At 67.5% G+C, this 26,928-nt stretch carries 27 protein-coding genes; 17 read left to right on the plus strand and 10 right to left on the minus strand.

The genetic code is table 11. The annotated features are described in order from the left end of the window. Positions 1–13 precede the first annotated feature (13 nt). From bioH to bioC, 3 genes are all read left to right on the plus strand, one after another. Positions 14–799 (plus strand): pimeloyl-ACP methyl ester esterase BioH, encoded by a 786-nt coding sequence (gene bioH / locus PDM29_RS05915; protein WP_311192944.1) that lies wholly within the window; start codon positions 14–16, stop codon positions 797–799. 6 nt (positions 800–805) lie between these two features. Next, positions 806–1,588 carry an SDR family oxidoreductase gene (locus PDM29_RS05920; protein WP_311192945.1) on the plus strand — a complete coding sequence of 261 codons (783 nt, stop codon included), beginning with the start codon at positions 806–808 and terminating at the stop codon, positions 1,586–1,588. A gap of 68 nt (positions 1,589–1,656) precedes the next feature. Continuing rightward, positions 1,657–2,541, plus strand: coding sequence for a malonyl-ACP O-methyltransferase BioC (gene bioC / locus PDM29_RS05925; RefSeq protein ID WP_311192946.1), 885 nt, complete (start codon positions 1,657–1,659; stop codon positions 2,539–2,541). Positions 2,542–2,629: 88 nt separating this feature from the next. Here the strand turns inward: bioC and PDM29_RS05930 are convergent, their stop codons facing one another. Further along, complete coding sequence (locus tag PDM29_RS05930; protein ID WP_425508721.1) at positions 2,630–3,235, minus strand: YdcF family protein; 606 nt, start codon at positions 3,233–3,235, stop codon at positions 2,630–2,632. After that, positions 3,232–4,191 (minus strand): pyridoxal-phosphate dependent enzyme, encoded by a 960-nt coding sequence (locus tag PDM29_RS05935; RefSeq protein ID WP_311192948.1) that lies wholly within the window; start codon positions 4,189–4,191, stop codon positions 3,232–3,234. Before PDM29_RS05935 ends, PDM29_RS05930 begins: the two co-directional genes overlap by 4 nt. 147 nt (positions 4,192–4,338) lie before the next feature. Between PDM29_RS05935 and PDM29_RS05940 the strand changes: the two genes are divergently transcribed. The 9 genes from PDM29_RS05940 (at position 4,339) to PDM29_RS05980 (ending at position 14,766) form a co-directional block, all read left to right on the plus strand. Continuing rightward, positions 4,339–4,848, plus strand: coding sequence for a hypothetical protein (locus PDM29_RS05940; protein ID WP_311192949.1), 510 nt, complete (start codon positions 4,339–4,341; stop codon positions 4,846–4,848). Between the two features lie 511 nt (positions 4,849–5,359). Continuing rightward, the gene (gene mnmG / locus PDM29_RS05945; protein WP_311192950.1) at positions 5,360–7,249 is read left to right on the plus strand and encodes a tRNA uridine-5-carboxymethylaminomethyl(34) synthesis enzyme MnmG; all 1,890 of its coding nucleotides are present in this window, start codon (positions 5,360–5,362) and stop codon (positions 7,247–7,249) included. Between the two features lie 45 nt (positions 7,250–7,294). Further along, positions 7,295–7,828, plus strand: a complete 534-nt coding sequence (locus tag PDM29_RS05950; protein WP_311192951.1) for a gamma carbonic anhydrase family protein — start codon at positions 7,295–7,297, stop codon at positions 7,826–7,828. 176 nt (positions 7,829–8,004) lie between these two features. Continuing rightward, complete coding sequence (locus PDM29_RS05955) at positions 8,005–8,694, plus strand: RDD family protein (protein WP_311192952.1); 690 nt, start codon at positions 8,005–8,007, stop codon at positions 8,692–8,694. After that, entirely contained in the window at positions 8,691–9,683 is a 993-nt protein-coding gene (locus PDM29_RS05960) for a stage II sporulation protein M (protein WP_311192953.1), read from the plus strand. Before PDM29_RS05955 ends, PDM29_RS05960 begins: the two co-directional genes overlap by 4 nt. Then, positions 9,673–11,301, plus strand: a complete 1,629-nt coding sequence (locus PDM29_RS05965) for a DUF4129 domain-containing protein (protein ID WP_311192954.1) — start codon at positions 9,673–9,675, stop codon at positions 11,299–11,301. Before PDM29_RS05960 ends, PDM29_RS05965 begins: the two co-directional genes overlap by 11 nt. Beyond that, entirely contained in the window at positions 11,298–12,473 is a 1,176-nt protein-coding gene (locus PDM29_RS05970; RefSeq protein WP_311192955.1) for a DUF4350 domain-containing protein, read from the plus strand. The genes PDM29_RS05965 and PDM29_RS05970 overlap by 4 nt, the downstream gene beginning before the upstream one ends. Next, positions 12,470–13,471, plus strand: a complete 1,002-nt coding sequence (locus PDM29_RS05975; protein ID WP_311192956.1) for an AAA family ATPase — start codon at positions 12,470–12,472, stop codon at positions 13,469–13,471. The genes PDM29_RS05970 and PDM29_RS05975 overlap by 4 nt, the downstream gene beginning before the upstream one ends. Further along, complete coding sequence (locus PDM29_RS05980) at positions 13,468–14,766, plus strand: DUF58 domain-containing protein (protein ID WP_311192957.1); 1,299 nt, start codon at positions 13,468–13,470, stop codon at positions 14,764–14,766. Before PDM29_RS05975 ends, PDM29_RS05980 begins: the two co-directional genes overlap by 4 nt. A 58-nt stretch (positions 14,767–14,824) precedes the next feature. Here PDM29_RS05980 and ilvD read toward each other — a convergent pair whose 3' ends face one another. Then, entirely contained in the window at positions 14,825–16,657 is a 1,833-nt protein-coding gene (gene ilvD / locus PDM29_RS05985; RefSeq protein ID WP_311192958.1) for a dihydroxy-acid dehydratase, read from the minus strand. Between the two features lie 192 nt (positions 16,658–16,849). Here ilvD and PDM29_RS05990 point away from each other — a divergent pair, with 192 nt between their 5' ends. From PDM29_RS05990 to PDM29_RS06000, 3 genes are read left to right on the plus strand one after another with little or no spacing between them, the layout of a single operon-like run. Beyond that, positions 16,850–17,413, plus strand: a complete 564-nt coding sequence (locus PDM29_RS05990) for a DUF1190 domain-containing protein (protein ID WP_311192959.1) — start codon at positions 16,850–16,852, stop codon at positions 17,411–17,413. Between the two features lie 3 nt (positions 17,414–17,416). Further along, positions 17,417–18,595, plus strand: coding sequence for a glutathionylspermidine synthase family protein (locus tag PDM29_RS05995; protein WP_311192960.1), 1,179 nt, complete (start codon positions 17,417–17,419; stop codon positions 18,593–18,595). A gap of 25 nt (positions 18,596–18,620) precedes the next feature. Further along, on the plus strand, positions 18,621–19,256 hold the full coding sequence (locus PDM29_RS06000; RefSeq protein ID WP_311192961.1) for a hypothetical protein: 636 nt from the start codon (positions 18,621–18,623) through the stop codon (positions 19,254–19,256). Positions 19,257–19,310: 54 nt separating this feature from the next. Here the strand turns inward: PDM29_RS06000 and dinG are convergent, their stop codons facing one another. The 3 genes from dinG to aroE all read right to left on the minus strand — a co-directional run bounded on the left by dinG (position 19,311) and on the right by aroE (position 22,710). Continuing rightward, positions 19,311–21,413: an ATP-dependent DNA helicase DinG gene (gene dinG / locus PDM29_RS06005; RefSeq protein WP_311192962.1), complete on the minus strand. Its 2,103-nt coding sequence runs from the start codon at positions 21,411–21,413 to the stop codon at positions 19,311–19,313. 83 nt (positions 21,414–21,496) lie between these two features. Then, complete coding sequence (locus tag PDM29_RS06010; protein ID WP_311192963.1) at positions 21,497–21,871, minus strand: hypothetical protein; 375 nt, start codon at positions 21,869–21,871, stop codon at positions 21,497–21,499. Further along, positions 21,868–22,710: a shikimate dehydrogenase gene (gene aroE, locus PDM29_RS06015; RefSeq protein WP_311192964.1), complete on the minus strand. Its 843-nt coding sequence runs from the start codon at positions 22,708–22,710 to the stop codon at positions 21,868–21,870. Before aroE ends, PDM29_RS06010 begins: the two co-directional genes overlap by 4 nt. A 53-nt stretch (positions 22,711–22,763) precedes the next feature. Between aroE and PDM29_RS06020 the strand changes: the two genes are divergently transcribed. Continuing rightward, positions 22,764–23,681 carry a TolB family protein gene (locus PDM29_RS06020; RefSeq protein ID WP_311193728.1) on the plus strand — a complete coding sequence of 306 codons (918 nt, stop codon included), beginning with the start codon at positions 22,764–22,766 and terminating at the stop codon, positions 23,679–23,681. On the opposite strand, the gene PDM29_RS06025 is transcribed toward PDM29_RS06020, so the two are convergent. From PDM29_RS06025 to PDM29_RS06040, 4 genes are all read right to left on the minus strand, one after another. Then, positions 23,629–23,901, minus strand: coding sequence for an SHOCT domain-containing protein (locus PDM29_RS06025; RefSeq protein ID WP_311192965.1), 273 nt, complete (start codon positions 23,899–23,901; stop codon positions 23,629–23,631). The two genes, PDM29_RS06020 and PDM29_RS06025, sit on opposite strands and share 53 nt — an antisense overlap. A 32-nt stretch (positions 23,902–23,933) precedes the next feature. Next, positions 23,934–24,923: a porphobilinogen synthase gene (hemB, locus tag PDM29_RS06030; RefSeq protein ID WP_311192966.1), complete on the minus strand. Its 990-nt coding sequence runs from the start codon at positions 24,921–24,923 to the stop codon at positions 23,934–23,936. Between the two features lie 39 nt (positions 24,924–24,962). After that, positions 24,963–25,880: a bestrophin family protein gene (locus tag PDM29_RS06035; protein ID WP_311192967.1), complete on the minus strand. Its 918-nt coding sequence runs from the start codon at positions 25,878–25,880 to the stop codon at positions 24,963–24,965. A gap of 152 nt (positions 25,881–26,032) precedes the next feature. Beyond that, positions 26,033–26,281 (minus strand): hypothetical protein, encoded by a 249-nt coding sequence (locus tag PDM29_RS06040; protein WP_311192968.1) that lies wholly within the window; start codon positions 26,279–26,281, stop codon positions 26,033–26,035. A 191-nt stretch (positions 26,282–26,472) separates the two neighbouring features. On the opposite strand from PDM29_RS06040, the gene PDM29_RS06045 reads away from it, so the two are divergent. Further along, positions 26,473–26,922 (plus strand): hypothetical protein, encoded by a 450-nt coding sequence (locus PDM29_RS06045; RefSeq protein WP_311192969.1) that lies wholly within the window; start codon positions 26,473–26,475, stop codon positions 26,920–26,922. Positions 26,923–26,928: the final 6 nt, after the last annotated feature.

Here is a 26,928-nt window from a genome sequence, read left to right on the forward strand (position 1 = left end):
AGGCCGGCTGAGCATGCATATCGAGGTGGTAGGGCGCGGCCCGGCGCTGGTATTGATTCATGGCTGGGCACTGCATGGCGGGGTATTCGCCCCGCTGGTGGAGCGCCTGCAGGACCAGTTTGAACTGCACCTTGTGGACCTGCCCGGCCACGGCTACAGCCGCGAAGATCCCACCGCCCTGCGCCTGCCGCACGTGGTCAACGCCATTGCCGCCGCTACGCCACCCGCGGTGTGGTGCGGCTGGTCGCTGGGCGGGTTGTTCGCCCTGCACGGGGCCGCCGTGGTGCCGAAGGTGCGCGGACTGGTGATGATCGCCGCCACCCCGCGCTTCGTCCGGGGCGAGGACTGGCCGCACGCGGTGGAGCCGGCGGTCTTCGCGCAGTTCGGCCAGGATCTGGCCCAGGACTACCGGGGCACGCTGGAGCGCTTTCTGGCGCTGGACGCGATGGGTTCCGAACATGCCCGTCAGGAGCTGCGCACGCTGCGCGCGGCGCTGGTGGAGCGCGGCGAGCCGGCTCCACGGGCGCTGCAGGAAGGCCTGGCCCTGCTGGAGAACACCGACCTGCGTGGCGCGCTGCCGGCGCTGCGAAAACCCAGTTTGTGGCTGGCTGGCCAGCGTGACCGGCTGGTAAGCGCGCGCGGCATGCAGGCGGCGGCGGACCTGGCCCCGGATGCGCAGGCGCAGGTGATTGCGCATGGGGGACACGCACCGTTCCTCGGGCATGCCGATATCGTGGCCGCCCAGCTGCGACAATTCGTTGTTGAGAGCAGTCGACTGTCGGTCGACTCTACCGGGTAGGACGCTATGGATCTTGGAATTGCTGGCCGCTGGGCCTTGGTGTGTGCGGCCAGCAAGGGGCTGGGTCTGGGTTGCGCGCGCGCACTGGTGCGCGAAGGCGTGAACGTGGTGATTGCCGCACGTGGCGAGGAAGCGCTGGCCCGCGCTGCCGCCGAGCTGAGGGCATTGCCCGGTGCCGGCGAGGTCCGCGCCGTGGTCGCCGACGTCACCACCGAAGCCGGCCGTGCAGCGGCGTTGGCGGCCTGCCCGCAGGTGGACATTCTGGTCAACAACGCCGGTGGCCCGCCAGCCGGCGACTTCCGCCAGTTCGAACGGGCCGACTGGATTGCGGCGCTGGACGCCAACATGCTGAGCCCGATTGAACTGATCCGGGCGACGGTGGACGGGATGATCGAGCGCGGCTTCGGCCGCATCGTCAACATCACCTCATCCTCGGTCAAAGCCCCGATCGACATCCTGGGTCTGTCCAACGGTGCGCGGTCCGGCCTGACCGGCTTCGTCGCCGGCCTGGCGCGGCGCACGGTGGCGCACAACGTGACCATCAACAACCTGCTGCCGGGCCAGTTCGATACCGACCGCCTGCGCGGCAACTTCGCCTACGTCGCGCAGCACCAGGGCGTAGACGCGGGACAGATCGCCGAGCGCAAGCGCACCCATATTCCGGCGGGCCGCTTCGGTAATGCCGATGAATTTGGTGCGGCGTGTGCGTTCCTGTGCAGTGCACAGGCGGGCTATATCACCGGACAGAACCTGCTGATCGACGGCGGGGCGTATCGAGGAACGTTCTGATTGCCGCCGCACGACCAACGGTCGTGCGCTACCGATTCACCGGCACCTTTTTTCGTAGTGAGCTTTCCATGACGTCCAGTTTCGATCCGCATCACGTTCGTCGCGCGTTCTCGCGTGCTGCCCACAGCTATGACGCGGCCGCCGCGCTGCAGCGTGAAGTGGAGAAGCGCCTGCTGGAATCGCTGGACTATCTGGAAAGCCGGCAGCCACAGGTCGTGTTGGACGTGGGTAGCGGGACCGGCCACGCCAGCGCGGCGATGAAAAAGCGCTGGCCGAAAGCACAGGTGATCGCGCTGGACTTGGCCCCGCCGATGCTGGCCGAGGCGAAGAAGCAGGCGGGCTGGTGGAAGCCGTTCTCGCGCGTGTGCGGTGATGCGCAGGCATTGCCGCTGGCTGACCAGAGCGTGGATGTGATTTTCAGCAACCTGTGCCTGCAGTGGGTGGAGGATCTGCCAACGGTGTTTGCCGGTTTCCGCCGCGTGCTCAGGCCCGGTGGCCTGCTGGTGTGCTCGACCTTTGGTCCGGAAACGCTGATCGAGCTGCGCGATGCCTTTGCGGCCGCAGACAGCACGCCGCACGTCAGCCGCTTTGCACCGATCGCGCAGTTCGGCGATGCGTTGATGATGTCCGGTTTCCGCGACCCGGTGCTGGACCGTGATCTGTTCACGCTGACCTATGCGGACATGGATGCACTGATGCGCGAGCTGCGTGCCATTGGTGCAACCAATGCGCGCCAGGATCGACGCCACACGTTGACCGGGCGCGGGCGCTTTGCTGCGGCGCGGGCGGCGTATGAGCCCTTGCGGCGCGAAGATGGAAAGCTGCCCAGCAGCTGGGAAGTGATTTACGCGCATGCGTGGGCCCCGGAGCATGGCGCACCGATCCGCGAGCGTGGGCATGACGTGGCGAGTGTTCCGGTGTCGGCGATTCCGATCCGGCGTAGGACGGATTAACGCCTGGGCGCACGTTCGGACATCCCGATGACACGCATGGCGTGATGCAATTCGTAGGGACACGCCATGCGTGTCCAGACGGTGCCGATCAGGCCCCGGTCGTCACCAGGTCGCGATGGAAGAAGTAGATTTCCTGCACCAGGAACTTCCAGCTGGTATGGAAGCTGCGGAAGCGCGTGCTTGGCGTTGAGGACGCCAGCGCATCGATTCCCAGCTCATGCGCCAGGCGCAGCGCGCGGGCCATGTGCAGCGGGTCGCTGACGATGATCACGCGGTGCAGGCGGCGCTGTTCCATCAGCCGCTGCGCCTCGATCAGATTCTGCCGCGTGGTGCGCGACGCGGTCTCGATCAGGATCGCCTCATCCGGCACACCCTGCTTGATCGCATAGCGGCGCGCCACCTGCGATTCGGAAAAGCGCGCAGCCGTGCCGCCGTAGCCACCGGTGAAGATCAGCAACGGTGCATAGCCCTGGCGGTACAGATCCAGCCCATGGCGGATGCGTTCTTCGAACACCGGCGAAGGTTTTGCGTCATACGCTGCCGCCCCGAGCACGATGATGGCGTCGGCCTTCGCCGCTTGGTCACGCTCGCCCACCCACACGATCCACGCGGTCACGCACAGCAACCACGCCAGCAGTGCGACCAGCAGCCGCCACAACCAGCCCCACAGGCCAACCCGGGCCCGCCGGATCATGCACGCCCCCACGGCAGCGCGCCCAGATCCACATTGCCGCCGGAAAGCACCACGCCTACCCGTTGGCCGGCGAAACGCGCCGGTTCGGCCAGGATGGCCGCGAGCGCAATCGCCGAAGACGGTTCCACCACCTGCTTGAGCACCTGCCAGATCAGGCGCATGGCCTGCACGGTCGCCGCGTCGTCCACGGTAATGACCTCGGCCTGGCCGTGCAGAAGGGCGAAATTGGGGGTACCCAAGGTGCCGCGCAGCCCGTCGCAGATCGTGTCCGGGGTGAAATCCAGCTGCAGCGACCCCGCGGCCAGCGAGCGCGCGGTGTCGGCGGCCCCAGCCGGCTCTGCCAGGATCAGCCGTGCCTGTGGTGCAGCGGCCTGGATCGCCAGCTGGGTACCGGCAGCCAGCCCGCCACCGCCCACCGGCACCACCAGCAGGTCGAACGGTCCGTGGCTGTGCAGCAGCTCCAGCGCGGCGGTGCCCTGCCCGGCCATGACCTGGCGGTCGGCATACGGGTGCACCAGGGTCGCGCCGGTGTCAGCCTGCACCTGCGCGCATAGGGCCTCGCGCGCGGCGATGCTGGGGGCACAGCGCCACAGGGTGGCCCCGTGCCGCTCGATGTTGGCCAGCTTGGTCGCCACCGCGCCTTCGGGCACGACCACGTGGCAGGTGATGCCACGGGTGCGCGCGGCCAGTGCCAGTGCGGCCCCGTGGTTGCCGGAAGAATGGGTGACCACCCCGCGCGCAGCCACGTCTTCGGACAGCGCCCAGACCGCATTGCAGGCCCCACGGAACTTGAACGCCCCGCCCCGTTGCAGGTGCTCGGCCTTGAACGCCAGCCGCGCGCCGGTCATCTGGTCCAGCGCCTGCGACTGCAACACCGGTGTCACATGGGCATGCGGGGCAATGCGCGCAGCGGCGGCGAGCAGATCATCCACGCGGGGCAGGAGTGAATCGTTCATGACGCAAGATTAACGTAACGCCTCGCTGCGCACCGCCTGCGCGCGAGGTGCGACGATGGCCTGCATTCATCCAGAGCGGGCTGAGTTAAGGGCCTATTCAATGCCCCGGCCCGAAGCTGGACCCAGAACCCTTGGGGGGACCCGATCATGAAAATGCGCCTGATGTTCGCCGGTGGCCTGTTGTTGGCCCTGTCCGGCTGCGCCACCTACGACTATGTTGGTGGGGGCGGCGGCGGTGGCAGCGGTTACTACCACGGCGCACCGTCGGTGGAATACCGCTACCCGTACGGCTATCCCTATGGCTACGGCAGCGGCTATTACGGTGGTGGCTACTACAACTACGGCGGCGGCTATTACAACCGCCCGATCTATCGCCCGTACCCGAACTACCGCCCGCCGCACAATCACCGCCCGCCGCCGCGTCCGGACCATGGCAACGGCCCGCCGCCGCCGCGCCCGCCGGATCGTCCGCGTCCGAACTACAACGGCGGTTCGCCGTGGCGGAACATGGACTCGGTCGGCCGCCCGCCGCAATCGCGCCCGGCACCGGCTCCGCAGTCGCGACCGGCCCCGCCGCCGCGTCCCGCGCAGTCGCGCCCGAGCGGCTCGCCCTGGCGGAATATGAATAAGTTGAACCAGCGCACACAAGAGAACTGATTGCCGCTTGATTTTCACCCGCCCGCCAGTTCAATCTACGCAGGCAGTGACCGCCCCGGTCACAAAGTGACAAAAGCGACACGGGGCGTCACATCGAGCTCTACGTCGATATCCGACAGGAACATCTGGATCCCCCCTGTTCCGGCCCTGTCGGATGTCGGCACCTACAAAGCAGAAGGCCCCGCCAATGGCGGGGCCTTTTGTTTTGGTGCAGCTGGGGGAAGTTCCGCCTTAAAAACGGGGCCGACAGTCCCCCGACTGTCGGCCCCTTCGCTTCCCCGGGATGCGCAAGAACCGGCCCCTGTTCCAATTCCGGTTCGTAGCGCTTTTCAGCGCCTGCCACCCTGGGTGCTATTGGGTTATCTGCACTTTGCGTGCCAACTTGAGGGTGGATTTCAGATTTTTTTATGAATGGGGCCCTGCAACCTCCCGAAGCATTCCGCTGTAAAATCAACGCCCTCGCCCTGCTCCAGGGCTGACCTGGGCCGCCAAGGCCCCGTCCGAGCCTTACATGACCGATTCCTTCTACGACTACGACGTCATCGTCATCGGTGGCGGCCATGCCGGCACTGAAGCTGCGCTGGCCGCGGCCCGCACGGGCGTGCGCACGCTGCTGCTGACCCACAACGTGGAAACCATTGGCGCAATGAGCTGCAACCCGGCCATCGGTGGCATCGGCAAGGGCCATCTGGTCAAGGAGATCGACGCGCTGGGTGGAGCCATGGCCCACGCCGCTGACCGCGCGGGCATCCAGTGGCGCACGCTCAATGCCTCCAAGGGGCCGGCGGTGCGCGCCACCCGCTGCCAGGCCGACCGCAACCTGTACCGCATGGCCATCCGTGGCATCGTCGAGGCGCAGGCCAACCTGACCGTGTTCCAGGCGGCCGTGGATGACCTGATCATCGACGGCGACGCCGTGCGTGGCGTCATCACCCAGACCGGCCTGCAGTTCAATGCGCCGGCGGTGGTGCTGACCGCCGGCACCTTCCTGGCTGGCAAGATCCATGTCGGCCAGACCCAGTACGCGGCCGGGCGCATGGGCGACCCACCGGCGACCACGCTGGCCGCGCGCCTGCGCGAGCGCCCGTTCGCCATCGACCGGCTCAAGACCGGCACGCCGCCGCGCATCGACGGGCGCTCGCTGGACTACAGCGTGATGGAAGAGCAGCCCGGCGACGACCCGCGACCGGTGATGTCGTTCCTGGGCGATGTGTCCGAGCACCCGGCGCAGGTGAGCTGCTGGATCACCCATACCAGCGAGCACACCCACGAGATCATCCGCAGCGCCCTGCACCGCAGCCCGCTGTACAGCGGCCAGATCGAAGGCATCGGCCCGCGCTACTGCCCGTCCATTGAAGACAAGGTGGTGCGTTTCGCCGAAAAGGCCAGCCACCAGATATTTGTCGAGCCCGAGGGGCTGGACGTGGTGGAGATCTACCCCAACGGCATTTCCACCTCGCTGCCGTTCGACGTGCAGCTGGCGTTGGTGCGCAGCATCCGCGGTTTCGAGAACGCGCATATCACCCGCCCGGGCTATGCGATCGAGTACGACTTCTTCGACCCGCGCGGCCTGAACAACACGCTGGAAACCAAGGCGGTGTCCGGCCTGTTCTTCGCCGGCCAGATCAACGGCACCACCGGCTATGAGGAGGCCGCCGCACAGGGCCTGCTGGCCGGTCTCAATGCCGCGCGCCGGGTGCGCGATGAGGCCGGCTGGTGCCCGCGCCGCGACGAAGCCTATCTGGGTGTGCTGGTGGATGACCTGATCACCCACGGCACCACCGAGCCCTACCGCATGTTCACCAGCCGCGCCGAATACCGGCTGCAGCTGCGCGAGGACAACGCCGACGTGCGCCTGACCGGCATTGGCCGCGAACTCGGCGTGGTCGACGACCGCCGCTGGAACGCGTTCCAGGCCAAGCAGGACGCGGTGGCCACCGAGTCGGCCCGCCTGAAGGCGCTGTGGGCGACGCCGGGCAACGCACTGGGCCGCGAAGTGGAAGCCACGCTGGGCGTGGCGGTCAGCCGCGAGACCAACGTGCTGGACCTGATCAAGCGCCCGGAGCTGGACTACGCCAAGCTGATGCAGGTGCCGTCATTGGGCCCGGGCGTGGAAGATGCCAAGGTGGCCGAACAGGTGGAGATCGGGGTCAAGTACGCCGGTTATCTGGATCGCCAGCGCGAGGAAATCGAGCGCCAGCAGCGGCACGAGAACACCGCCATCGATGTCGCCTTCGATTACGCCAGCGTGCGTGGGCTGTCGGCCGAGGTGCAGCAGAAGCTGGAGCGCGTGCGTCCGCAGACCATCGGCCAGGCGCAGCGCATCCCCGGCATGACCCCGGCGGCGATCTCCCTGCTGCTGGTGCATCTGGAGCGCGCGCGGCGTTCGCGCGTCGCCTGACGACGCGCGATATATCATGGCAACCTGCCTTTACCGGAACCCGCCATGTCTCCCCTGCGCCCCTTCCTCGACACCTTCCCCACCGTCGGCGAGCGCTGCTACGTGGACCCGGCCTGCACCATCATCGGCGACGTGGTGCTGGGCGAGGATGTCTCGGTATGGCCAGGCTGCGTCGTCCGTGGTGATGTGAACCACGTGCGCATTGGCGCACGCAGCAACATCCAGGACGGCACCATCATCCATGTCAGCCACCACAGCCCGTACAACAAGGCCGGCCACCCGACGCTGATCGGCGAGGGCGTCACCGTGGGCCACGGCACCATCATCCATGCCTGCACCATTGGCGATTACAGCCTGATCGGCATGGGAGCCTGCATTCTGGACGGGGCCACCGTGGCGAAGCATGCCTTTGTCGGGGCTGGTGCAGTGGTCGGCCCGGGCAAGGTGGTGGGCGAAGGCGAGTTGTGGGTGGGCAACCCGGCGCGACCGGCGCGACGCTTGAGCGAGAAGGAAATCGAGTCGCTGCATTACTCGGCGGATCACTACGTGCGGTTGAAGGACAAGTACCTGGGGATGTGACCCGTTCGACGTAGAGCCGGGCTTGCCCGGCTCTACATGGCATGACGCGCGCGGCCAGACGGAGACCGGCGCGACCCGTGGTAAAGTCGGACTCCGACCAGGAAGCTGTCGAGACCCCCCATGCCGTTGGCCGCCGTCCGGAGAGGATTCCGGCACCCCAACTCCAACAGGTGCGCATGAGCGCACGAATGCTGGACACCTACCGTGAAGTGATCACGCCCGAAGGCGTGCCGCTGCACCTGCCGGCAGCCGGTCCGATTCCGCGCGCACTGGCCTGGGCCATCGACTTCGTGATCCGTGCGGCCGGCCTGCTGATGCTCAGCATTCCGCTGGCCTTCCTCGGCGAGTTCGGCCAAGGCATTTATGCCTGCCTGATGTTCCTGACCATGTGGGCCTACACCATCGTGCAGGAAGCCGTCTGGGGCCGAACCCTGGGCAAGCGCGTGCTCGGCCTGCGCGTGGTCGCGCAGGACGGTGCGCCGATCGGCTGGATGGCCTCGATCACCCGCAACCTGCTGCGCACCGTGGACATGCTGCCGTTTGGCTACGCGTTGGGCCTGCTCTCCAGCCTGTTCGACCCGCATGGCCGTCGCCTCGGCGACCTGGTCGCCGGCACCGTGGTGGTGCACGACGTGGTGCAGCCGTTCGCGGCCGCGCTGGCCATCGACACCGTTCTGGCTCCGCCGCAGCCGCTGCAGCCGGCCGAACAGGCCGCCGTGGTGGCCTTCGCCGAGCGTGCGCCGCGCCTGTCCGGTGCGCGCCAGCAGGAGCTGGCCGACATTGCCGGCGAGCTCAGTGGCGGGCACGGGCAGGTCGGCGTACTACGCCTCTACGCCATGGCCAACTGGCTGCTGGGGCGGCGATGAGACAGGAACAGTTCGTCGCGCGTTACCAGGAAGAATGGCAGGCGCTGGAGCGCTGGCTGGCGCTGCGTGGCAGTGCCGGGCCGCGTGCCCGGCGCACGCCCGACCCGGCCCTGTTGAACGATGAAGACATTCCGCAGCGCTACCGGCGGCTGTGCCAGCAGCTGGCGCTGGCCCGCAAGCGCGGCTACAGCCCGCAGCTGGTCGCACGCTTGCAGCAGCTGATGCAGCAGGGCCATGGCCTGCTCTATCGCACCCCGCCGGCACGCTGGCGACGGGCGCTGGAATTCCTGCTGGCCGATTTCCCGCTGCTGGTGCGCAGCCAGGCGCGCAGCATGTGGGTCGCCACGGCGCTGTTCGTGCTGCCGCTGGTTGGCAGCTTCGCGCTGATTCAATGGCACCCGGACGTGATCCACATGCTGATGGACCCGGCCCAGGTCGGCGAGATGGAGCGCATGTACGACCCCAGCGCACCACGCCTGGGCCGCGACAGCGGCACCGACTGGATGATGTTCGGCTACTACATCATGAACAACATCAGCATCGGCCTGCGCACCTTCGCCAGCGGCCTGCTGGCCGGCGTGGGCACGGTGCTGGTCCTGCTGTTCAACGGACTCACCATCGGCGCGGTGGCCGGCCACCTGCAGCACATCGGCCACGGCGACCCGTTCTGGCGCTTCGTCTGCGGGCACGGCTCGTTCGAGCTCACCGCCATTGTGATTGCCGGCGGTGCCGGCCTGCAGCTGGGCATGAAGCTGCTGGCCCCGGGCCGGCGTCGGCGCATCGATGCGCTGGTCGAAGGCGGCGTGATCGGCGCGAAGCTGTGCCTGGGCGTGGCCTTCATGCTGCTGGTGGCGGCCTTCATCGAGGCGTTCTGGTCCTCCATTGCCGAAGTACCGGCGTGGGGCAAGTACAGCGTGGCCGGCGTGTTGTGGACGCTGGTGTTCGTTTGGCTGTGGCGCGGTGGACGCGGGAGCGGCCATGCGCATTGACCAGCTCAACGTCAATCTGCGCGCCCGCTCGGAATGGGAAGCGATGGAGCTGGGCACCGCGCTGGTGCGCCGACATGCCCGCGCGATCTGGCTGCCGCTGCTGTATGTGGGCCTGCCGCTGTTCGCTGGGGTCAACGCGTTGGCCTGGTGGACCGACAGCTTCTTCCTCGCCTGGCTGCTGATGTGGTGGCTGAAGCCGGTATCCGACCGGCTGGCGCTGTATGTGATCTCGCGCGGCGTGTTTGGCGATGAGCCGACGCCTTGGCAGACCCTGCGCGCGCAGCGCCGCTGGGGCTGGAATGGTTTCTGGGGTTACCTGGGCTGGCGTCGTTTCAGCCCGTTCCGCTCGCTGCTGCTGCCGGTGAACCTGCTTGAGGGCAGCGACGCCACCCACCGCGGCCAGCGCCGCCGCGCCATTCTCAGCAGCGCCTTCAGCCATGCCACCCTGTTGACCACGGTCTGCATGGTGTTCGAACTGGTGATCGTGGCCGGGCTAATTGCCTGCATTTTCATGTTCGTCCCGTTCGACCTGCTGTCTGATTCCTGGCGGGCCGCATGGGCGATGGTCACCGAGCTGATGCCGCCGTGGGCCAAGCTGGGGGTGAACTTCTTCTTCTGGTTCGCGGCCACCCTGATCAGCCCGTTCTATGCCGGGGCGGGATTCGCGCTGTACCTCAACCGTCGCACCGAGATGGAAGCGTGGGACGTGGAGATCGCGTTCCGCCGGCTGCGTGATCGCCTGCAGCAGGCGGCCCCGTTGCTGGTGCTGGCACTGGTGCTGGTGTGGCCGCTGGGCGGGCTGCACGCGCAGGAGTCGCCGGAACGGGAACAGGCGCAGCAGTGCGCAGCGCCTGATTCGCACGGCGATGACGACGAAGCCTACGAGGACGAAGAAGAGGACGAAGACAGCGACACGGTTCCCGCGGATGACCCGTCCAACACCGCCGAGGTCATCTTCGGCGGCCCCAGGCCCGACACCGCCGGCTTCCGCCAGGCCGTGCAGCGCGCCTACGAAGATCCGCTGATCACGCCCACGCGCGAGGTCACCACCTGGGAGCCGACCCAGGAGAAAGACAAGGAAAAGAAGGAGAAGGACAAGAAGGACAGCGACGCCAACGCCAACCGCAAGGGCCCAAAGCTGCCGGCGCAGATTGCCGAATGGCTGCTGTGGGGCGTGGTCGGCGTGCTGGTGATCATTCTGCTGGCCACCTCGCCGTGGTGGATCCGCTGGCTGCGTGGCAGCGGCGCGCGCCGTGCGCAGGCCGCCTCCGCGGTACACGAGGAAGCGGTCAGCATTCCCGACGTGGTGCCGCCGGATCCGGCCGCGCGTGCGCGCGACCTGTGGCAGCAGGGACGGCCACGTGCCGCGCTGGCGCTGCTGTACCGCGCCAGCGTGGACAGCATGAGCGAGCGCGCCGACGTGGTGCTGCCCCCCGGTGCCACCGAATCGCAGTGCCTGCGCGCGTCGCGTCGCATGCCGGAAGAAGCCGACCGCACCCTGTTCGCGCGCATCGTGCGGGTGTGGCAGTACGCCGCCTACGCCGGCCGCCTGCCTGAGACCGACGAGTTCGATGAACTGGCCACCACCCTGCAGCAGCAGTTCCGGTGGCGCGCATGAGCAATCGTCTTCGTTGGGCACTGATCACCCTGGCCCTGCTGGTGCTGGGCGTTCCGCTGGCGATCCTGTTCCTGCGCAACCACGAGCGCATCACCCGCACCGAGCACCTGCCGCCGCAGGGCGAGGCTAGTTACAACCCGTTATATGCGCTGGGCAAGGCGCTGCAGGCCGATGGCATCCAGGCGCAGTCATTGGCGCGCGTGGACCTGGGCCGCATGGCGCTGCAACCCGGCGATACCGTGGTGCTGCTCAAGGACAGCGTCGATGTGCCGCCCAGTACGGCGCACGCCCTGCTGGACTGGGTGGGCCGTGGCGGCCATCTGCTGCTGCGCACGCCCCCGACCTTCAAGGACGAAGAAGCTCCCCAGGGCACGCTGCTGGACACGCTTGGGGTGTACAGCGAGTTCTACGAAAGCGCGTGCAAGGCGTTCCACGTGGCCGACGATCCGGGACACAGCGAGTTCTGCCGCGGCCGGCGCTTCGAGCTTGATGACGTGGACGGCGTGCGCGTGGAGCGGCGCTGGGGCGACGACGATGGCCTGGTGTTTGCACGCCTGCGCAAGGGCCAGGGCACGGTCGATGTGGTGTCGGACATGACCTTCATGGAAGGCACGCCGCGCCATTTCGATGCCGAAGACCCAAAGGGCAGCCTGGCCGACGGCCTGCACGACATCTCGCATCGCGACCTCACCCGTTACCTGCTGGCCCCGAACTACGGCAAGGGCACCATGTGGCTGGTATACGGTTCGCGTCCGCCCACGCTGTGGCACCGCATCTTCTACCAGGGCTGGCCGGTGTGGGTACCGCTGCTGCTGGCCCTGCTGGGCTGGCTGTGGCAGCGCGCGCAGCGCATGGGCAGCGTGCTGCCGGCACCGGCCGGCGACCGCCGTTCGTTGCTGGAGCACGTGCGCGCCAGCGGCGAGCACCTGCTGCGGCATGGCAAGACGCCCCTGCTGTACGACGCCGTGCGCCGCGCCTTCCTGGCCCGCCTGCGGCGTCGCGCGCCCACCGCCGCCGCACTCAGCGGCGACGCCCAGGCCCATGCCATCGCCACTTTGCTGCAGTGGCCCGTTTCCCGTGTACAGACCGCGTTGCAGTCGCCGGCGTCCCAGGACACCAAAGCGCTGCGTGAGCGCATCCGCCTGCTGATCCAGATGAGAAACCTGCTATGACCGAGCCGAACACTCCGCCGCCGCTGTCCCCGTCCGCGCCGTCCGGGCAGAACCTGGTCGAGCGCGTGGATGCCATCCGCGAAGCCGTAGGCCGTGCCTTCATTGGCCAGGCCGAAGTGCTGGACCAGATCCTGATCGCACTGCTGGCCGGTGGCCACGTGCTGATCGAGGGCGTGCCCGGGCTGGGCAAGACCCTGCTGGTGCGTGCCCTGGCGCAGGCCCTGGAGCTCGACTACGGCCGCGTGCAGTTCACCCCCGACCTGATGCCCAGCGACGTCAGCGGGCATGCGGTGTACGACCCGAAGTCGGAGAGCTTCAAGATCCGTCGCGGCCCGGTGTTCACCAACCTGCTGCTGGCCGACGAAATCAACCGCGCACCTGCCAAGACCCAGTCGGCGCTGCTGGAGGTGATGCAGGAAGGCCAGGTCACCATTGAAGGCAAGTCGTTCGCACTGACCCCGCCGTTCCTGGCGCTGGCCACGCAGAACCCGGTCGAGCAGGAAGGTACCTATCCGCTGCCGGAAGCCCAGCTGGATCGTTTCCTGTTGAAGGTGCTGATCGACTACCCGCAGCTGGAAGACGAAAAGCGCATGGTCGATGCGATCACCACCGGCCGCAGTGCGTCGGACTTCGACCTGTCGCAGGTGCCGCGCGTGCTCAACGCCGCCGAGGTGGTGGCGCTGCAGCAGGCCACCGCCGCGATCACGGTGGACCCGGAGGTGATCGACTACGCCGTGCGCATCGTCGCGGCCACCCGCCGTTTCCCGGGTATCGCACTCGGTGCCGGTCCGCGCGGCAGCATCGCGCTGGTGCGTGCAGCGCGCGCCCAGGCCGTGCTGTCCGGCCGCGACTTCGTTACCCCGGACGACGTGCGCGAAGTGGCCCGCCCGGCCCTGCGCCACCGCATCGCGCTGGCCCCGGAGCTGCAGATTGAAGGCCAGTCGGCCGACGATGCCTTGGCCGCGCTGCTGGCCAAGGTGGAAGCGCCGCGCAAGTGAGGCCCGCGCCGCTCCTGCTGGCGTTACTGACCCTCTGGGGGCTGTTCGGCCTGGCGGTGGCGTTCGGCTTTGCGCCGACCTGGTCCTGGTGGGCCAGCGCGGGTGGCATCGCGCTGCTGGCACTGGTCGATGCGTTGCGCCTGCGTGCGCAGCCTTCGCCGACAGTGCAACGTGAGCTGCCAGAAGCGCTGGCGTTGAACGTCGAGCGCAAGGTCACTGTGCGCTTGGAATCCAGCCTGCGCCAGCGCGTGGAGCTGTTCGACCTGGTCCCGGGCGAATGGTCGCTGCAGGGCCTGCCGCGCACGCTGGCATTGAAGCCGCTGGTGGCCAGCAGCGTCGAGTATCGATTGACACCCACCGCGCGCGGCCGCTTCACTTTTGAAGGCGTGCATCTGCGCCTGCATGCGCCGTGGCGGCTGTGGCGGCAGCGCCGAATGCTGCCACCGGCACTGACGGTGCGGGTGTATCCCAACTTCGCGCCGCTGACTCGTTTCGCCTTGTTCAGTGCCGAACAGGCCTCGCGGCTGGTCGGCGCGCACCTTAAGCGCCGGCGTGGCGAAGGTACCGACTTCCACCAGATGCGCGAATACCGGCTGGGCGACAGCCTGCGCCAGATCGACTGGAAGGCGACCTCACGCGCGCGCAAGCTGATCTCGCGTGAGTACCAGGATGAGAAAAACCAGCAGCTGGTGCTGATGATCGACACCGGCCGGCGCATGATGGCCAGCGAAGGCGGTCTTTCGCACTTCGACCACGTGCTCAACGCCTCGCTGGTGGTGTCGTACCTGGCGCTGCGCCAGGGCGACGGCGTCGGCCTGTTCGCCACCGGCGGCGACAGCCGCTGGGTGGCTCCGCAGCGTGGCATGGGCGCGATTGATTCACTGCTGCGCGCCAGCTATGACCTGCAGGCGCAGCCCGTGGCCACCGACTATCTGGCCGCCGCCACCGAACTGAGCCTGCGCCAGCGCCGGCGTTCGCTGGTGATGCTGGTCACCAACGTACGTGACGAGGACATCGAAGACCTGCTGGTGGCGGTGCGCCTGCTGCAGCGCCAGCACCTGGTGTGCGTGGCCAGCCTGCGCGAGCGCGAGCTGGACACCGCGCTGGAAGCCGAGGTGGAGACCCTGCAGGATGCCGCCCAGGCCGGTGCGATCGCGCGCTACCTGCAGCAGCGCAGCGATGCGCATGAGGCGCTGCGCAGCCACAAGGTGATGGTGCTGGATGTGACGGCTGATGCATTGCCGGGCGCGTTGGTGGAGCGGTATCTCGCGGTGAAGCGCGACGGGTTGTTGTAACGGCGTACCGACCAACGGTCGGTACCTACCGGTTTCGCGGACCCAAACCGCCCGACGCTCACACCTTGCTCAAATCCCGCACCGCGCCCTTGTCGGCACTGGTCGCCAACAATGCATACGCCTTCAACGCGCCGGTCACTTTGCGCGGCCGCGCCTCGCGCGGCTTCCACCCCAACGCATCCTGTTCAACGCGCCGCGCATCCAAGGTCGCCGCGTCCACCAGCAGATCAATCCGTCGCGCCGGAATATCAATGCGGATGCGGTCACCATCGCGTACCAGCCCGATCGCACCGCCTGCCGCCGCCTCCGGTGAGGCATGCCCGATCGACAACCCTGACGTGCCGCCCGAGAAGCGCCCATCGGTCAGCAACGCACACTGCTTGCCCAGCCCCTTCGACTTCAGGTAACTGGTCGGGTACAGCATCTCCTGCATGCCCGGTCCACCGCGCGGCCCTTCGTAGCGGATCACCACCACATCGCCAGCGACCACTTCGTCGGCCAGAATGCCCTGTACGGCGGCATCCTGGCTTTCAAACACGCGGGCGTTGCCTTCGAACACGTGAATGGATTCATCCACGCCGGCGGTCTTCACCACACAACCATCTTCGGCGAGATTGCCGCGCAGCACCGCCAGCCCGCCTTCGGCCGAGTAGGCATGCGCGACGTCGCGGATGCAGCCATCCACGCGATCCAGATCCAGCGAGGGCCAGCGTGTGGACTGGCTGAAAGCCACCTGGGTGGGAACGCCGGCCGGGCCGGCACTGAAGAATTCATGCACGCGCGCATCGTCGGTGGCGGTCACGTCCCAGCGCGCAATCGCGTCCGCCAAGGTGCGGCTGTGCACCGTAGGCACCTGGTCGTGCAGCAGCCCGCCGCGTGCCAGCGCGCCCAGAATGGCGAACACACCGCCGGCGCGGTGCACGTCTTCCATGTGGTACTTCGGCGTGTTCGGGGCCACCTTGCACAACTGTGGCACGCGGCGCGACAGCGCATCGATGGCATGCAGGTCGAAATTCACCTCGGCTTCCTGCGCCGCGGCCAGCAGGTGCAGGATGGTGTTGGTGGACCCGCCCATGGCGATATCCAGGGTCATCGCGTTCTCGAAGGCGGCATGGGTGGCGATGCCGCGTGGCAAGGCCGTCGGGTCTTCACCGCCGTACCAGCGGTGACACAGCTCCACCACCAGCCGTCCGGCGCGGCGGAACAACTGCTCGCGGTCGGCATGCGTGGCCAGGGTGGAACCGTTGCCCGGCAGCGACAGCCCCAGCGCTTCGGTCAGGCAGTTCATCGAGTTGGCGGTGAACATGCCCGAGCACGAGCCACAGGTCGGGCAGGCGCTGCGTTCGTATTCGGCCACTTTTTCGTCCGGGGCGCTGGCGTCGGCGGCGATCACCATCGCATCCACCAGGTCCAGCTTGTGCTCGGCCAGCTTGGTTTTGCCGGCTTCCATCGGTCCGCCGGACACGAACACCACCGGGATGTTCAGGCGCAGCGCCGCCATCAGCATGCCCGGGGTGATCTTGTCGCAGTTGGAAATGCACACCAGCGCGTCGGCGCAGTGCGCGTTGACCATGTACTCCACAGAGTCGGCGATGATCTCGCGGCTGGGCAGCGAATACAGCATGCCGTCGTGGCCCATGGCGATGCCGTCATCCACCGCGATGGTGTTGAACTCCTTGGCCACACCGCCAACCTGTTCGATCTCGCGCGCCACCAACTGGCCCAGGTCCTTGAGGTGCACGTGGCCGGGCACGAACTGGGTGAACGAGTTGGCGATGGCGATGATCGGCTTGTGGAAGTCGGCGTCGGTCATGCCGGTGGCGCGCCACAGGGCGCGGGCCCCGGCCATGTTGCGGCCGGCGGTGGAGGTGCGGGAGCGGTATTCAGGCATGGGGCTGGCAGCGATCTGGCGGGCCGTACGGCGGGGGTTTTTCCCGATTCTGCCCAAAAAAAAGGGTTGCGTTTGCAACTGCCGGCCCCGCGATTCCTGAAATGCCGTTCACTTTCCGCGCTTTGCTGATTTTGGTTGCAGCCCCTGATAAGGCATCATTGGGGGGTTAACCGAAAAGGGGGGCATGACGCCATGAAACGTTCCAGGACCACCGCGCTGCTGCTGATGAGCGCCGCACCGCTGCTGTTCACCGCCTGCTCCAAGGATGAAGGCGTGCAGGTGCAGGAAGGGCTGTACACCTCGGTGCAGGCCTGCTCCGACGCAACCGGCGACCCGTCGGCGTGCCGTACGGCCTTTGCTGAAGCGCAGAAGCAGTCGGCCGATGCGGCCCCCAAGTACGCCTCGCGTGCAGAATGCGAAGCCGAGTACAACGCAGAACAGTGCGTGGAACAGAAGACCAGCACCGGCCACTCGTTCATCGGGCCGATGATGATGGGCTTCTTCATGTCGCAGATGCTCAACAACCGCGGTGCCGGCCTGGCACAGGCCCCGGCGGCCAGCCCGGCCTACCAGGACAAGGCCAAGGGCTGGGCGCGTCCGGCTCCGGGCGGTACCGGCGGCCTGAACACCGCCAGCGGCATCGGCGCGGGCAAGGCCGGCCTGGCCCCGGTGACCAGCACCCCGAACCGCGCCGTGACCGCCAGCCGTGGCGGCTTTGGCAGCACCAGCAGCAGCCGCAGCAGCTTCGGCGGCTGATCGATGCAGCGCGTGCGTATTGCCGAGCGCAGCCAGTGGCGCGCTCGGGCCGAGGAATCCGGTTTTCGCTTCCACACCATTGATGGCCTGCCGTACTGGGATGAAACCGCGTACTACGCGTTCACCCTGCGCCAGATCGAACAGGACATCGAAGACCCCAGCGCCGAGCTGCATGCGATGGCGCTGGACCTGGTCGATGAGGTGGTGCGCAGCGAACAGCTGATGGACCAGCTGGCCATTCCGCCGGCGTTCCGCGACTGGATCGCCGGCAGCTGGCAGCGTCGCGAGCCGCATCTGTATGGGCGGCTGGACTTCGCCTATGACGGTTCCGGCCCGGCCAAGCTCTATGAGCTCAATTACGACACGCCGACCTCGCTGTTCGAGGCGTCGTTCTTCCAGTGGCAATGGCTGGAAGACCAGCGCAACCAGGGCCGCCTGCCGGCTCATGCCGACCAGTTCAATGCCATCCATGAGGCGCTGGTGGAGCGCTTCGGCGAGCTGTCCGCGCAGCTGCCGCCGCCGCTGTATTTCAGCGCCGTAGGCAGTTCCGAGGAAGACCAGGGCACCGTTTCCTATCTGCGTGACTGCGCGGCGCAGGCCGGGCTGCGTGGCGAGGCGATTTCGATTGAAGACATCGGCCTGTCGGAAGATGGCCGTTTCACCGCGCTGGATGACACCGTCATCGGCAGTCTGTTCAAGCTGTACCCGCTGGAAGACCTGATGAACGAATCGTTCGGTCAGGCGCTGCCGGCATCGGGCGTGCAGCTGCTGGAACCGGCGTGGAAGGCGGTGCTGAGCAACAAGGGCGTGCTGCCGCTGTTGTGGCAGCGCCATCGCGGTCATCCGAACCTGCTGGAAGCGCACTTCGACGATGGCAGCGCGCTGCCGGCCGGCTGGGTGCGCAAGCCGCTGTTCTCGCGTGAGGGGGCCAATATCGCCCTGCACCTGTCCGATGGCAGCTGGCAGGAGAGCGAAGGTCCGTACACCGGCCCGGCGATCCGCCAGGCCGCGCACCCGCTGACTGCATTTGAGGGCGGCTATCCGCTGATCGGCAGCTGGGTCGTGGGCGACCATGCCTGCGGCATGGGTATCCGCGAAGACAACAGCCGGATCACCCGCGACAGCGCCCGCTTCGTGCCGCACGCGATCATCGACGAAGCGCCCACCCGCATCTTCGTCTGAGATGGCGATACGCCGGAATCGCTCATTGCGTCCGGCCCCGGTGGCCGGGCGGCATCTGGACGACGGCCACCGGCTGACCCGCTATGCCGACCGCGTGGCGGTGCATTGCCACCGCTGCGATGCACCCGGCTGGGTGCTGGCGGACTGGCGTCCGTATCACTGGACGGCGCGCTTTCGCTGCGGCAGCTGTGGTGCTGCTCTCGATAGCGCGGCCGGCGATTGGGTGGGGCCCGTGCATTACGGCGGACGTCGTCCATGTGGCTACTGTGGCCATCAGTGGGTGTGTGCGTGTGTGGCGGGCAAGCCGGGTCAGCCTGCCCCCACTGTTGTGTCAGGGCTGTGCCCCCACTGCGGGCGAAGCAGCGAGGTCAGCGTCAGTGGCCAGCGCGTGCGAGAAGGCGAGGCCAACGATCCGCATTTCGGCCTGCCGCTGCTGCTGGTGGAACCTACCCGTGCCGGGGTGCTGTGGGCGTACAACGCCGCGCATCTGCAGGCGCTGCACGAGTACGTGGTCTCGCCGCTGCGCGAGCGCGCCGGGGTCAGCAATGGCTCGATGTTTTCGCGCCTGCCCGGGTGGATGAAGCTGGGACGGAATCGGGCGATGATGCGCAAGGCGATTGAGCGCATGCTGGTGAAGGCCCGTCACGACCAACGGTCGTGACCTACCGGCGACACGATCGTAGAGCCACGCCCTGCGTGGCTGCACCGTGCCGGATTACCCGATCACGCGCTTGAACGGCGGCAACGCATCGATGATGCGTTTGCCGTAACGCCGGCTCAGCAACCGCGAATCCAGAATGATCACGCGGCCGGTATCGGTCGAGGTACGAATCAGGCGCCCGGCGAACTGGGTCAGCGTGCGCAGCGCGTGCGGAATGGCGATCAGGTTGAACGCATTCAACCCCCGGCTTTCCATCCACTCACTCAACGTGGAGGTCTGCGGATCGGTCGGCACCGCGAACGGCACCTGGGTGATCACCACCGTGGTACAGGCTTCACCCGGCAGATCCAGACCTTCACCAAACGAGTTCAACCCGAACAGCACCGAGCCCTCGCCCGCCGCCGTGCGGCGCAGATGCTCATCAATCATCTTCTGCTTGGCGGTCTCGCCCTGCACCAGCACCTGCTTGCGCTGCGCCGCCGGCATCAGTTCGGCGACCTTCTCCATCTTCCAGCGCGACGTGAACAGCACGATGCTGCCCTTGCCCCAATCCAGCTCGCTGACCAGATATTTCGCCACTTCCTTGGGATGACGCTCGCGGTCATCCGGCGTCACCGGGAACGCGGGCACAATCAGCTCGGCCTGGTTGGGCAGGTCGAACGGCGAGGCCAGCGAGACCATTTCGGCCTCCTGCGGAATGCCGTTATCGATCGCCAGGGTCTGGAAATCACCCCCGCCGGTCAGTGTGGCTGAAGTCATCACCACCGAATCCACTTCGTCCCACAGAAGCTTGCGCAGGACATTGGCGGCCGACACCGGCGAGCCGTGCAGGATCAGATCACCATCGCGTGACAGGGTGATCCAACGCGCGGTGGGCGGCTGGCCGTCCTTGTCCTCGCGCCGCCAGGTGGTCCACAGGTTGTGCTGCTGCTCCACCATTTCCAGCGCCATGCCCAGGTTGCGCTGCAGGCGCTCACGCGCGGCGTCTTCCGGCTTGCCCTTGGCCACCTGCGCAGTGGCGGCGTGCGCCCAGTTGAACAACGAGCGGGTGTCGTCGGCCAGCGCTTCGATGTCGGCCATCCAGATGTCCGGCAGGCGGCCATTGGGGGCGCGCCACATCGGCTCCTGGGCGGTTGGATCCGGCTGCCAGCTGCGGTTGATGACATCGTGGAAGGCACGCAGCTGCTTGCTGACCTTGGCCGCGACCTCGATGGCCTCGTTCGGCAGCAGGTTGCCCAGCTTGTCCTTGTCCACCGCGCGATAGGCGGCGGCAATCAGCACCTGCAGGCGACCGGTGCGCTTGGCCATCTCGTCCAGCGCGAGGCTGGCTGCACCCTGGTCGATGGCCACATTGCCGATGTGGTGGCCTTCGTCCAGCACCAGCAGCATGTCCGAGGGCGGCGCGATCAACGGCTGGCCGTTGTCGCTCTCGCCAATGGACAGCGCCGACAGCAGCAGCGCGTGGTTGGTGACCACGATCTGCGCGTCGCGCACGGTGTTGCGCGCACGCAGCACCGCGCATTGCGAGGAATACGCGCACTTGCGCCCGGCGCAGCCGGAGGCGGGAGTGGTGATGCGCGAGCGCAGCGAAGGCGTGATGTTCTCGGGTGCGTTGTCGAGGTCGCCATTCCAGCGCCCTTCGACGAACTCCTTGCTCAGCTTCTGCGCCAGATCCATCTCGATGGGGGCCAGCGGGCGGTCAAACAGCGGCTGTTCGTCCTCGAACATGCCCTCCTGCGCGCCTTCACCGTGCGCTTCAGCCGCGTTACGGGTGCACAGGTAACGGGTGCGGCCTTTGGCCAGCGCCACGGTGGCATCCAGGCCGGTAGCCTTGAGGAAGTTGGGAATGTCCCGTTCCACCAGCTGCGACTGCAGCGCCACGGTGCCGGTGCTGATCACCAGCTTCTTCTTCGTGGCCAGGGCAATCGGCACGCCGGCGGTGAGGTAGCCCAGGCTTTTGCCGACGCCGGTGGGCGCTTCAACCACGCCCACGCCACCGCTTTGCGACAGTGCACGCGAGACCACGCCGATCATCTGGCTCTGCGAACGCCGGGTGCTGAAGCCGGGGGTATTGGCCTGCAGCTTGGCGTAAGCGTCACGGATGACGGTCTTGAGCTCGTCGTTCAGCGCGCGCGGGGCTTCAACTTTTTCGGTCACGCCGGCGGGGTCCTGCCATGATTCATGGCCGGTATTTTCTCACGACCCGACGGCCCGGGGCCGTCGGGATTTGCCGCGATGGTTCAGGTGCGTGACGGAGGCGCGGCCGGCGGCGTGCGGTCGCGCAGCGACCGGGTCATGGCCCAGACCACCAGCACCACCGACAGCGCCATGAGCAGGTTGAGTCCGAAATGGACGAACCCCATCACCATGCCGATCCCGCGCATGGCATCGAAGTTGCCCTGGTAGATCAGCACCTGCGGCACCGCGTTGGCCAGCATGCCGAGCAGGCTGGTGAACGCCATCAGCCCCAGGCCCCACAGCGCCACGGTGCGGATCTGACTGCGCGGGCTGCCCAGCACCCAGACCACCGAGACCGCGACCGCGATCAGGATCGGCAGCCGCATGGCGGCCGAGCTCAGCACCGACAGGAACAGGTCGGCGATGGAGCCGTTCACTCCTCACCCGCCAGCGCGTTCTTCGCCCGCAGCTCGGCGTACACCGGGTCGGTGTCCGGGCGCACTTCGTGCCACTGCTGGAAGCTGGAGGCAGCCTGCTCGACCAGCATGCCCAGGCCGTCAACCATGTTGCGGCAGCTGGCCGCGCGCGCCCAGGCCAGGAAGGCCACGGCGGCATCGCCGTAGTTCAGGTCCACGGCCGTGGTCATGGTGTTGACCAGCGACAACGGCAGTTCGAACTTCGCTTCGCGGTCGCGGCCGGCCGAGGTGGCATTGACGATCAGTTCGAAGTCGCCCAGATCGCGCAGGTCGTCCCAGTAGCGGCTGAGCGCGCGGCCCGGCTCGCCGATGGCGTCGACCAGCTCATCCGCGCGTTCCGGGGTGCGGTTGACCACCACCAGCTCACGGATGCCGGCATCCAGCAGGGCCGGGGCCACGCTGCGCGCCGAACCGCCTGCGCCCAGCAGCAGCACGCGGCGGCCGCGCAGATCCAGCTCGTGGCGGTCAGTCAGGTCGCGAACCAGGCCGACGCCGTCGGTGGTGTCGCCGTGCCAGTAGTCGCCCTTGCGCAGCAGCGTGTTGACCGAGCCGGCCAGCTTGGCGCGCGAGGTGAAGGTCTTGCACAGCGCGAACGCGGTTTCCTTCAGCGGCGCGGTGACATTGGCCCCTGCTCCGCCGCTGGCGGCAAAGCTTTCCAGCGCGGCGGCAAAGCCTTCCGGCGAGGATTCAATGGCGGTGTAGTCCAGCTCGATGCCTTCCTGGCGCGCGAACGCGGCATGGATGTGCGGCGACAGCGAATGGGCGATGGGCTGACCGAAGACGGCGTAACGGGGGCTCATGGGTGTTCTAGACTCCGGAACTGGATTGACTGCAAACCCGGATGGAAGACCGCATGCGACCTCCCACGACATGGCTCGCGCTGAGCCTGAGTTTACTCTTCACGCCCGCAGCGATGGCGCTTTCCGAGTTTGGCATCGAGGGCATGGGCGTGGTGTCGACGAAGGCCAACGAGAGCCAGGCCACGATCAGCCCGGACGGCCAGCGCATCGTCTGGGCCAGCGACCGCCCCGGCGGCAGCGGTGGCTGGGACCTGTGGCAGGCACGACTGGTCGAGGGGCGCTGGCAGGATCCACAGCCGCTGGGCATCAACAGCGCGCGCGATGAGCGCGATCCGGCCTACAGCCCGGACGGGCGCTGGCTGTACTTCGCTTCCGACCGCAGTGGTGGACGTGGTGGGTTTGACCTGTACCGGTCGGCGGTGGCTGCTGACGGCAGCGTGGGCAAGCCTGAGCCACTGGCCGGGCTCAATACCCGTGATGACGAGCGCAGCCCGGCAGTGCGGCCGGATGGGTTGATGCTGCTGTTCGCACGCAATGGGAAGCAGGGCCAGGGTGGGTTTGATCTGTACCGGGCTGATGTGCAGGCGAACGGGTTCGGGGCCGCGCAGGCGTTGCCGAAGCCGTTGAATTCGGCCGCTGACGAACTGGGGGCGACCTGGCTGGACAACCGGGGCGCGCTGGCATTTACCCGGGCGGCGGAGAGTACGTCGCAGGTGTGGGTGGTGGGGTGTGATTACGCGCAGGCCGCTGTGCCGTTGGGGCTGTCGTTCAATACGGCGGATGGGCAGACCGGTTCACCGGTGGTGGACTGGAACAAGCCGGGGGAGATGGTGGTCAGTGGGCAGGCGCGATCGCCGAGGGCGGGTGGGTTGGATCTGTACCGGTTGAAGAAGCCGGCACCCGCCTGCGGGGGTGAAATCACCGCCCGCGCAACAACTCCGCGCGCTGCTGCTCGTACTGTGCCTCGGTGATCTGGCCCTCATCCTTGCGGTGATTCAACGCCGCCAGCTCCGCCTGCACCTCCGGTGCCAGCTGCGCCTCACGCGCCAGCGCCGCCGCGGCCGACGGCTGCTCCGGCGCCCGCCGGGCCGCACGCAGCACGCTGCGGATGATCAGGCCGATCACCACCGCGAACACCGTCACACCGGTGCCCCAGGTCAGCCACTGCACCCATCCCATAGTCTGCTGCATCGTCGTGTTCCTTTCTCAGTTGCCGCGTATTGTCAGCGCTCGCGCAGCCAGCGCGCCACCTGCGGCGCGAAATAGGTCAGCACGCCATCGGCTCCGGCACGCTTGAAACACATCAGGGACTCCATCACGCAGGCACGTTCATCCAGCCAGCCGTTGCCCGCCGCGGCCTTCAGCATCGCGTACTCGCCGCTCACCTGATAGGCGAAGGTCGGCACGCCGAACTGCTGCTTCACCCGGCGCACCAGGTCCAGGTACGGCATGCCCGGCTTGACCATCACCATGTCCGCGCCCTCCTCCAGGTCCAGCGCGATCTCGCGCATGGCTTCGTCGCCGTTGGCCGGGTCCATCTGGTAGGTCTTCTTGTCGGCCTTGCCGAGGCTGGCCGAGCTGCCCACCGCGTCGCGGAACGGGCCGTAGAACGCCGAAGCGTACTTGGCCGAGTAAGCCATGATGCGCACGTTGATGTGGCTGTCGGCATCCAGCGCGCGGCGGATCGCGCCAATGCGGCCATCCATCATGTCCGACGGCGAGATGATGTCCACGCCGGCTTCCGCGTGCGAGATCGACTGCTTGATCAGCGCCTGCACGGTGATGTCATTGAGCACGTAGCCCTTGTCATCGATGATCCCGTCCTGGCCGTGGGTGGTGTACGGGTCGAGGGCCACGTCGGTCATCACCCCCAGTTCGGGGAAACGCGACTTCAGCGCGCGCACCGCACGCTGGGCCAGGCCGTTCTCGTCCCACGCGGCCGCGGCATCCAGCGACTTCCCAGCCGGGTCGATCACCGGGAACAGATCGATCACCGGAATCCCCAGTTCCAGCGCTTCCTCGGCCACCTTCAACAATTCGTCGATGGATAAACGCTCCACGCCCGGCATCGAGGCCACCGGCGCGCGGCCGGACAGCTCATGCACGAACACCGGGTAGATCAGATCGTCGGTGGTCAGCGTGTTTTCGCGCATCAGCCGGCGCGAGAACTCGTCGTGGCGCATGCGGCGGGGGCGGTAATCGGGGTGTGCCATCGGAAAACTCTCCGTAACGGAATACTGGGGTGCGCAGGATTACTGCAGCAGATAACGATGCGGCTGCAGCGGCGCGGGCAGCGGCTGCACGCCCAGGCTGCCGAGCAGGTCGATTTCAATGGTGCGGACCATCGCGTCCAGCGGCAGGTCGTTCGGTTCCAGCCCGAACGGCTCCTCCATTTCCTCGCCCAGCTGGTCCAGCCCGAAGAAGGCATACGCAAGCACCGCCGACACCACCGGGGTGGCCCAGCCCAGCGAACTGGCCAGGCCAAACGGCAGCAGCACGCAGAACATCCAGGCGCAGCGATGCAGCAGCAGGGTGTAGGCGAACGGCAGCGGCGTGGACAGAATGCGCTCGCAGCCGGCCTGGATGCTGGACAGCGCATGCACGCGGGTTTCGAACTGGGCGAACAGGATCGAATCCAGATCCCCCGCACGGTGCGCGACGGCGGCCTCGGCGGTGATCATCGCCAGCAGCTGGTCCGGGGTGTTCTGGCGTTGTGCGAGGCGGGCGTGGCCGGCCTCGTCCACCCACGGCAGCGCGGCCAGGGCGGCGTCGCGGCCACGCAGTTTGGCCGCCAGCGAATGCGCAAAGCCGATGCCCAGGCGCACCATGCGCGCGGCGCGGGCCGGGTCGGCTTCCAGCACGGTGCTGCAGAGGCGGGCCAGGCTGCGCGATTCGTACACCAGCTGACCCCACAGCTTGCGCCCTTCCCACCAGCGGTCGAAGCAGGCGCTGTTGCGGAAGCTGAGGAAGATCGACAGCACCAGGCCCAGCAGGGTGAACGGGGCGACCGAGACACGCTCGATCCCCGGCGGGTGCCAGAGTTCGGCGAAGGCGGCCACGGCGATGGCCAGCACCAGAATGGCCAGCACTTTGGGGGCCACGGCCGGAACAATGGAGCCGCGCAGGATGTACAGCAGCTGCCAGCCGTGGGGACGGGGGCGAATGATCATGGGCGGCCATTCTACGCCTGTGGCTGCGGCGCTTTGACGCCTGCGACGCAGGGTCGCATGTAGAGCCGGGCTTGCCCGGCTCCAGCGGGGCAAGCCCCGCTCTACGGGAGCGTCGCGACCGGTAGGTCACGACCGTTGGTCGTGACGGGCTTTCAGATGACCCCGCCGCCCAACGACAACCGCACGATGCCGACCACCACCACCACCACGTTGAGCAGCAGGCCGGTCCAGGCGCGGCCGCGCTTGCTCGGGTGGGTAAACAGGATGCCCAGCGCGCCGATTACCGCGCCCACCGCCGCGAACGGGATCAGGAACCAGTTGCCCCACCCCAGCAGCGGGATCAGCGCCAGGATCATCCACAACACCGCAAACACACCCCACAGCAGACTGATCAGGCCCATGACACGTTCTCTCCAGAAATGCTGCGCGCACCTTAATGCTTCAGCCGCCACGTGCGCGTGAGGGGCGGGTCGTCCGCCCGGGTTTCACCCGGCCGGTGGTAGGTTGTTGCCAGGTCGTTGGCCGTGATTCAGTGGCCGGCGCGGATGATCCAAGCGCGGGCCGTACCCGGCCCACCAACGGGGGTGAGCCCATGAACATTCGAACCTTGACCGTGCTGGGCGTGCTGCTGGCCGTGGCCGGCTGTGCCAGCACCTCGCGGGTGATGCTGGGCCAGACCCGGCCGCCGACCGACCCGGCACTGGTGCAGATCTATTCCACCCCGCCGCCGGGGTCGCAGGAAATCGCCCAGCTGGAGTCCTCCAGCGCCGTAGGCTTTGGCACCCAGGGCCAGACCGATGCGGCCGTGGCCCGGTTGAAGAAGGAAGCCGCCGCGTTGGGCGCGAACGGCGTGATCCTGATGGGCGTGGGTTCCAGCGGCTCGCCGGTGGGTATGTCGGTGGGTGCCGGCAGCTACGGCTCGCATGTGGGCGGTGGCGTGGGCATCGGTATTCCGACCACGCAGAAGCGCGCGGCCGGGGTGGCGATCTGGGTGCCGCCGGCAGAGCGGTTGCCGGTGCAGACCATTACCCCCGAACGGTGATGGCAT

The sequence above is a fragment of the Stenotrophomonas oahuensis genome (assembly GCF_031834595.1).
Classification (GTDB): domain Bacteria; phylum Pseudomonadota; class Gammaproteobacteria; order Xanthomonadales; family Xanthomonadaceae; genus Stenotrophomonas; species Stenotrophomonas oahuensis.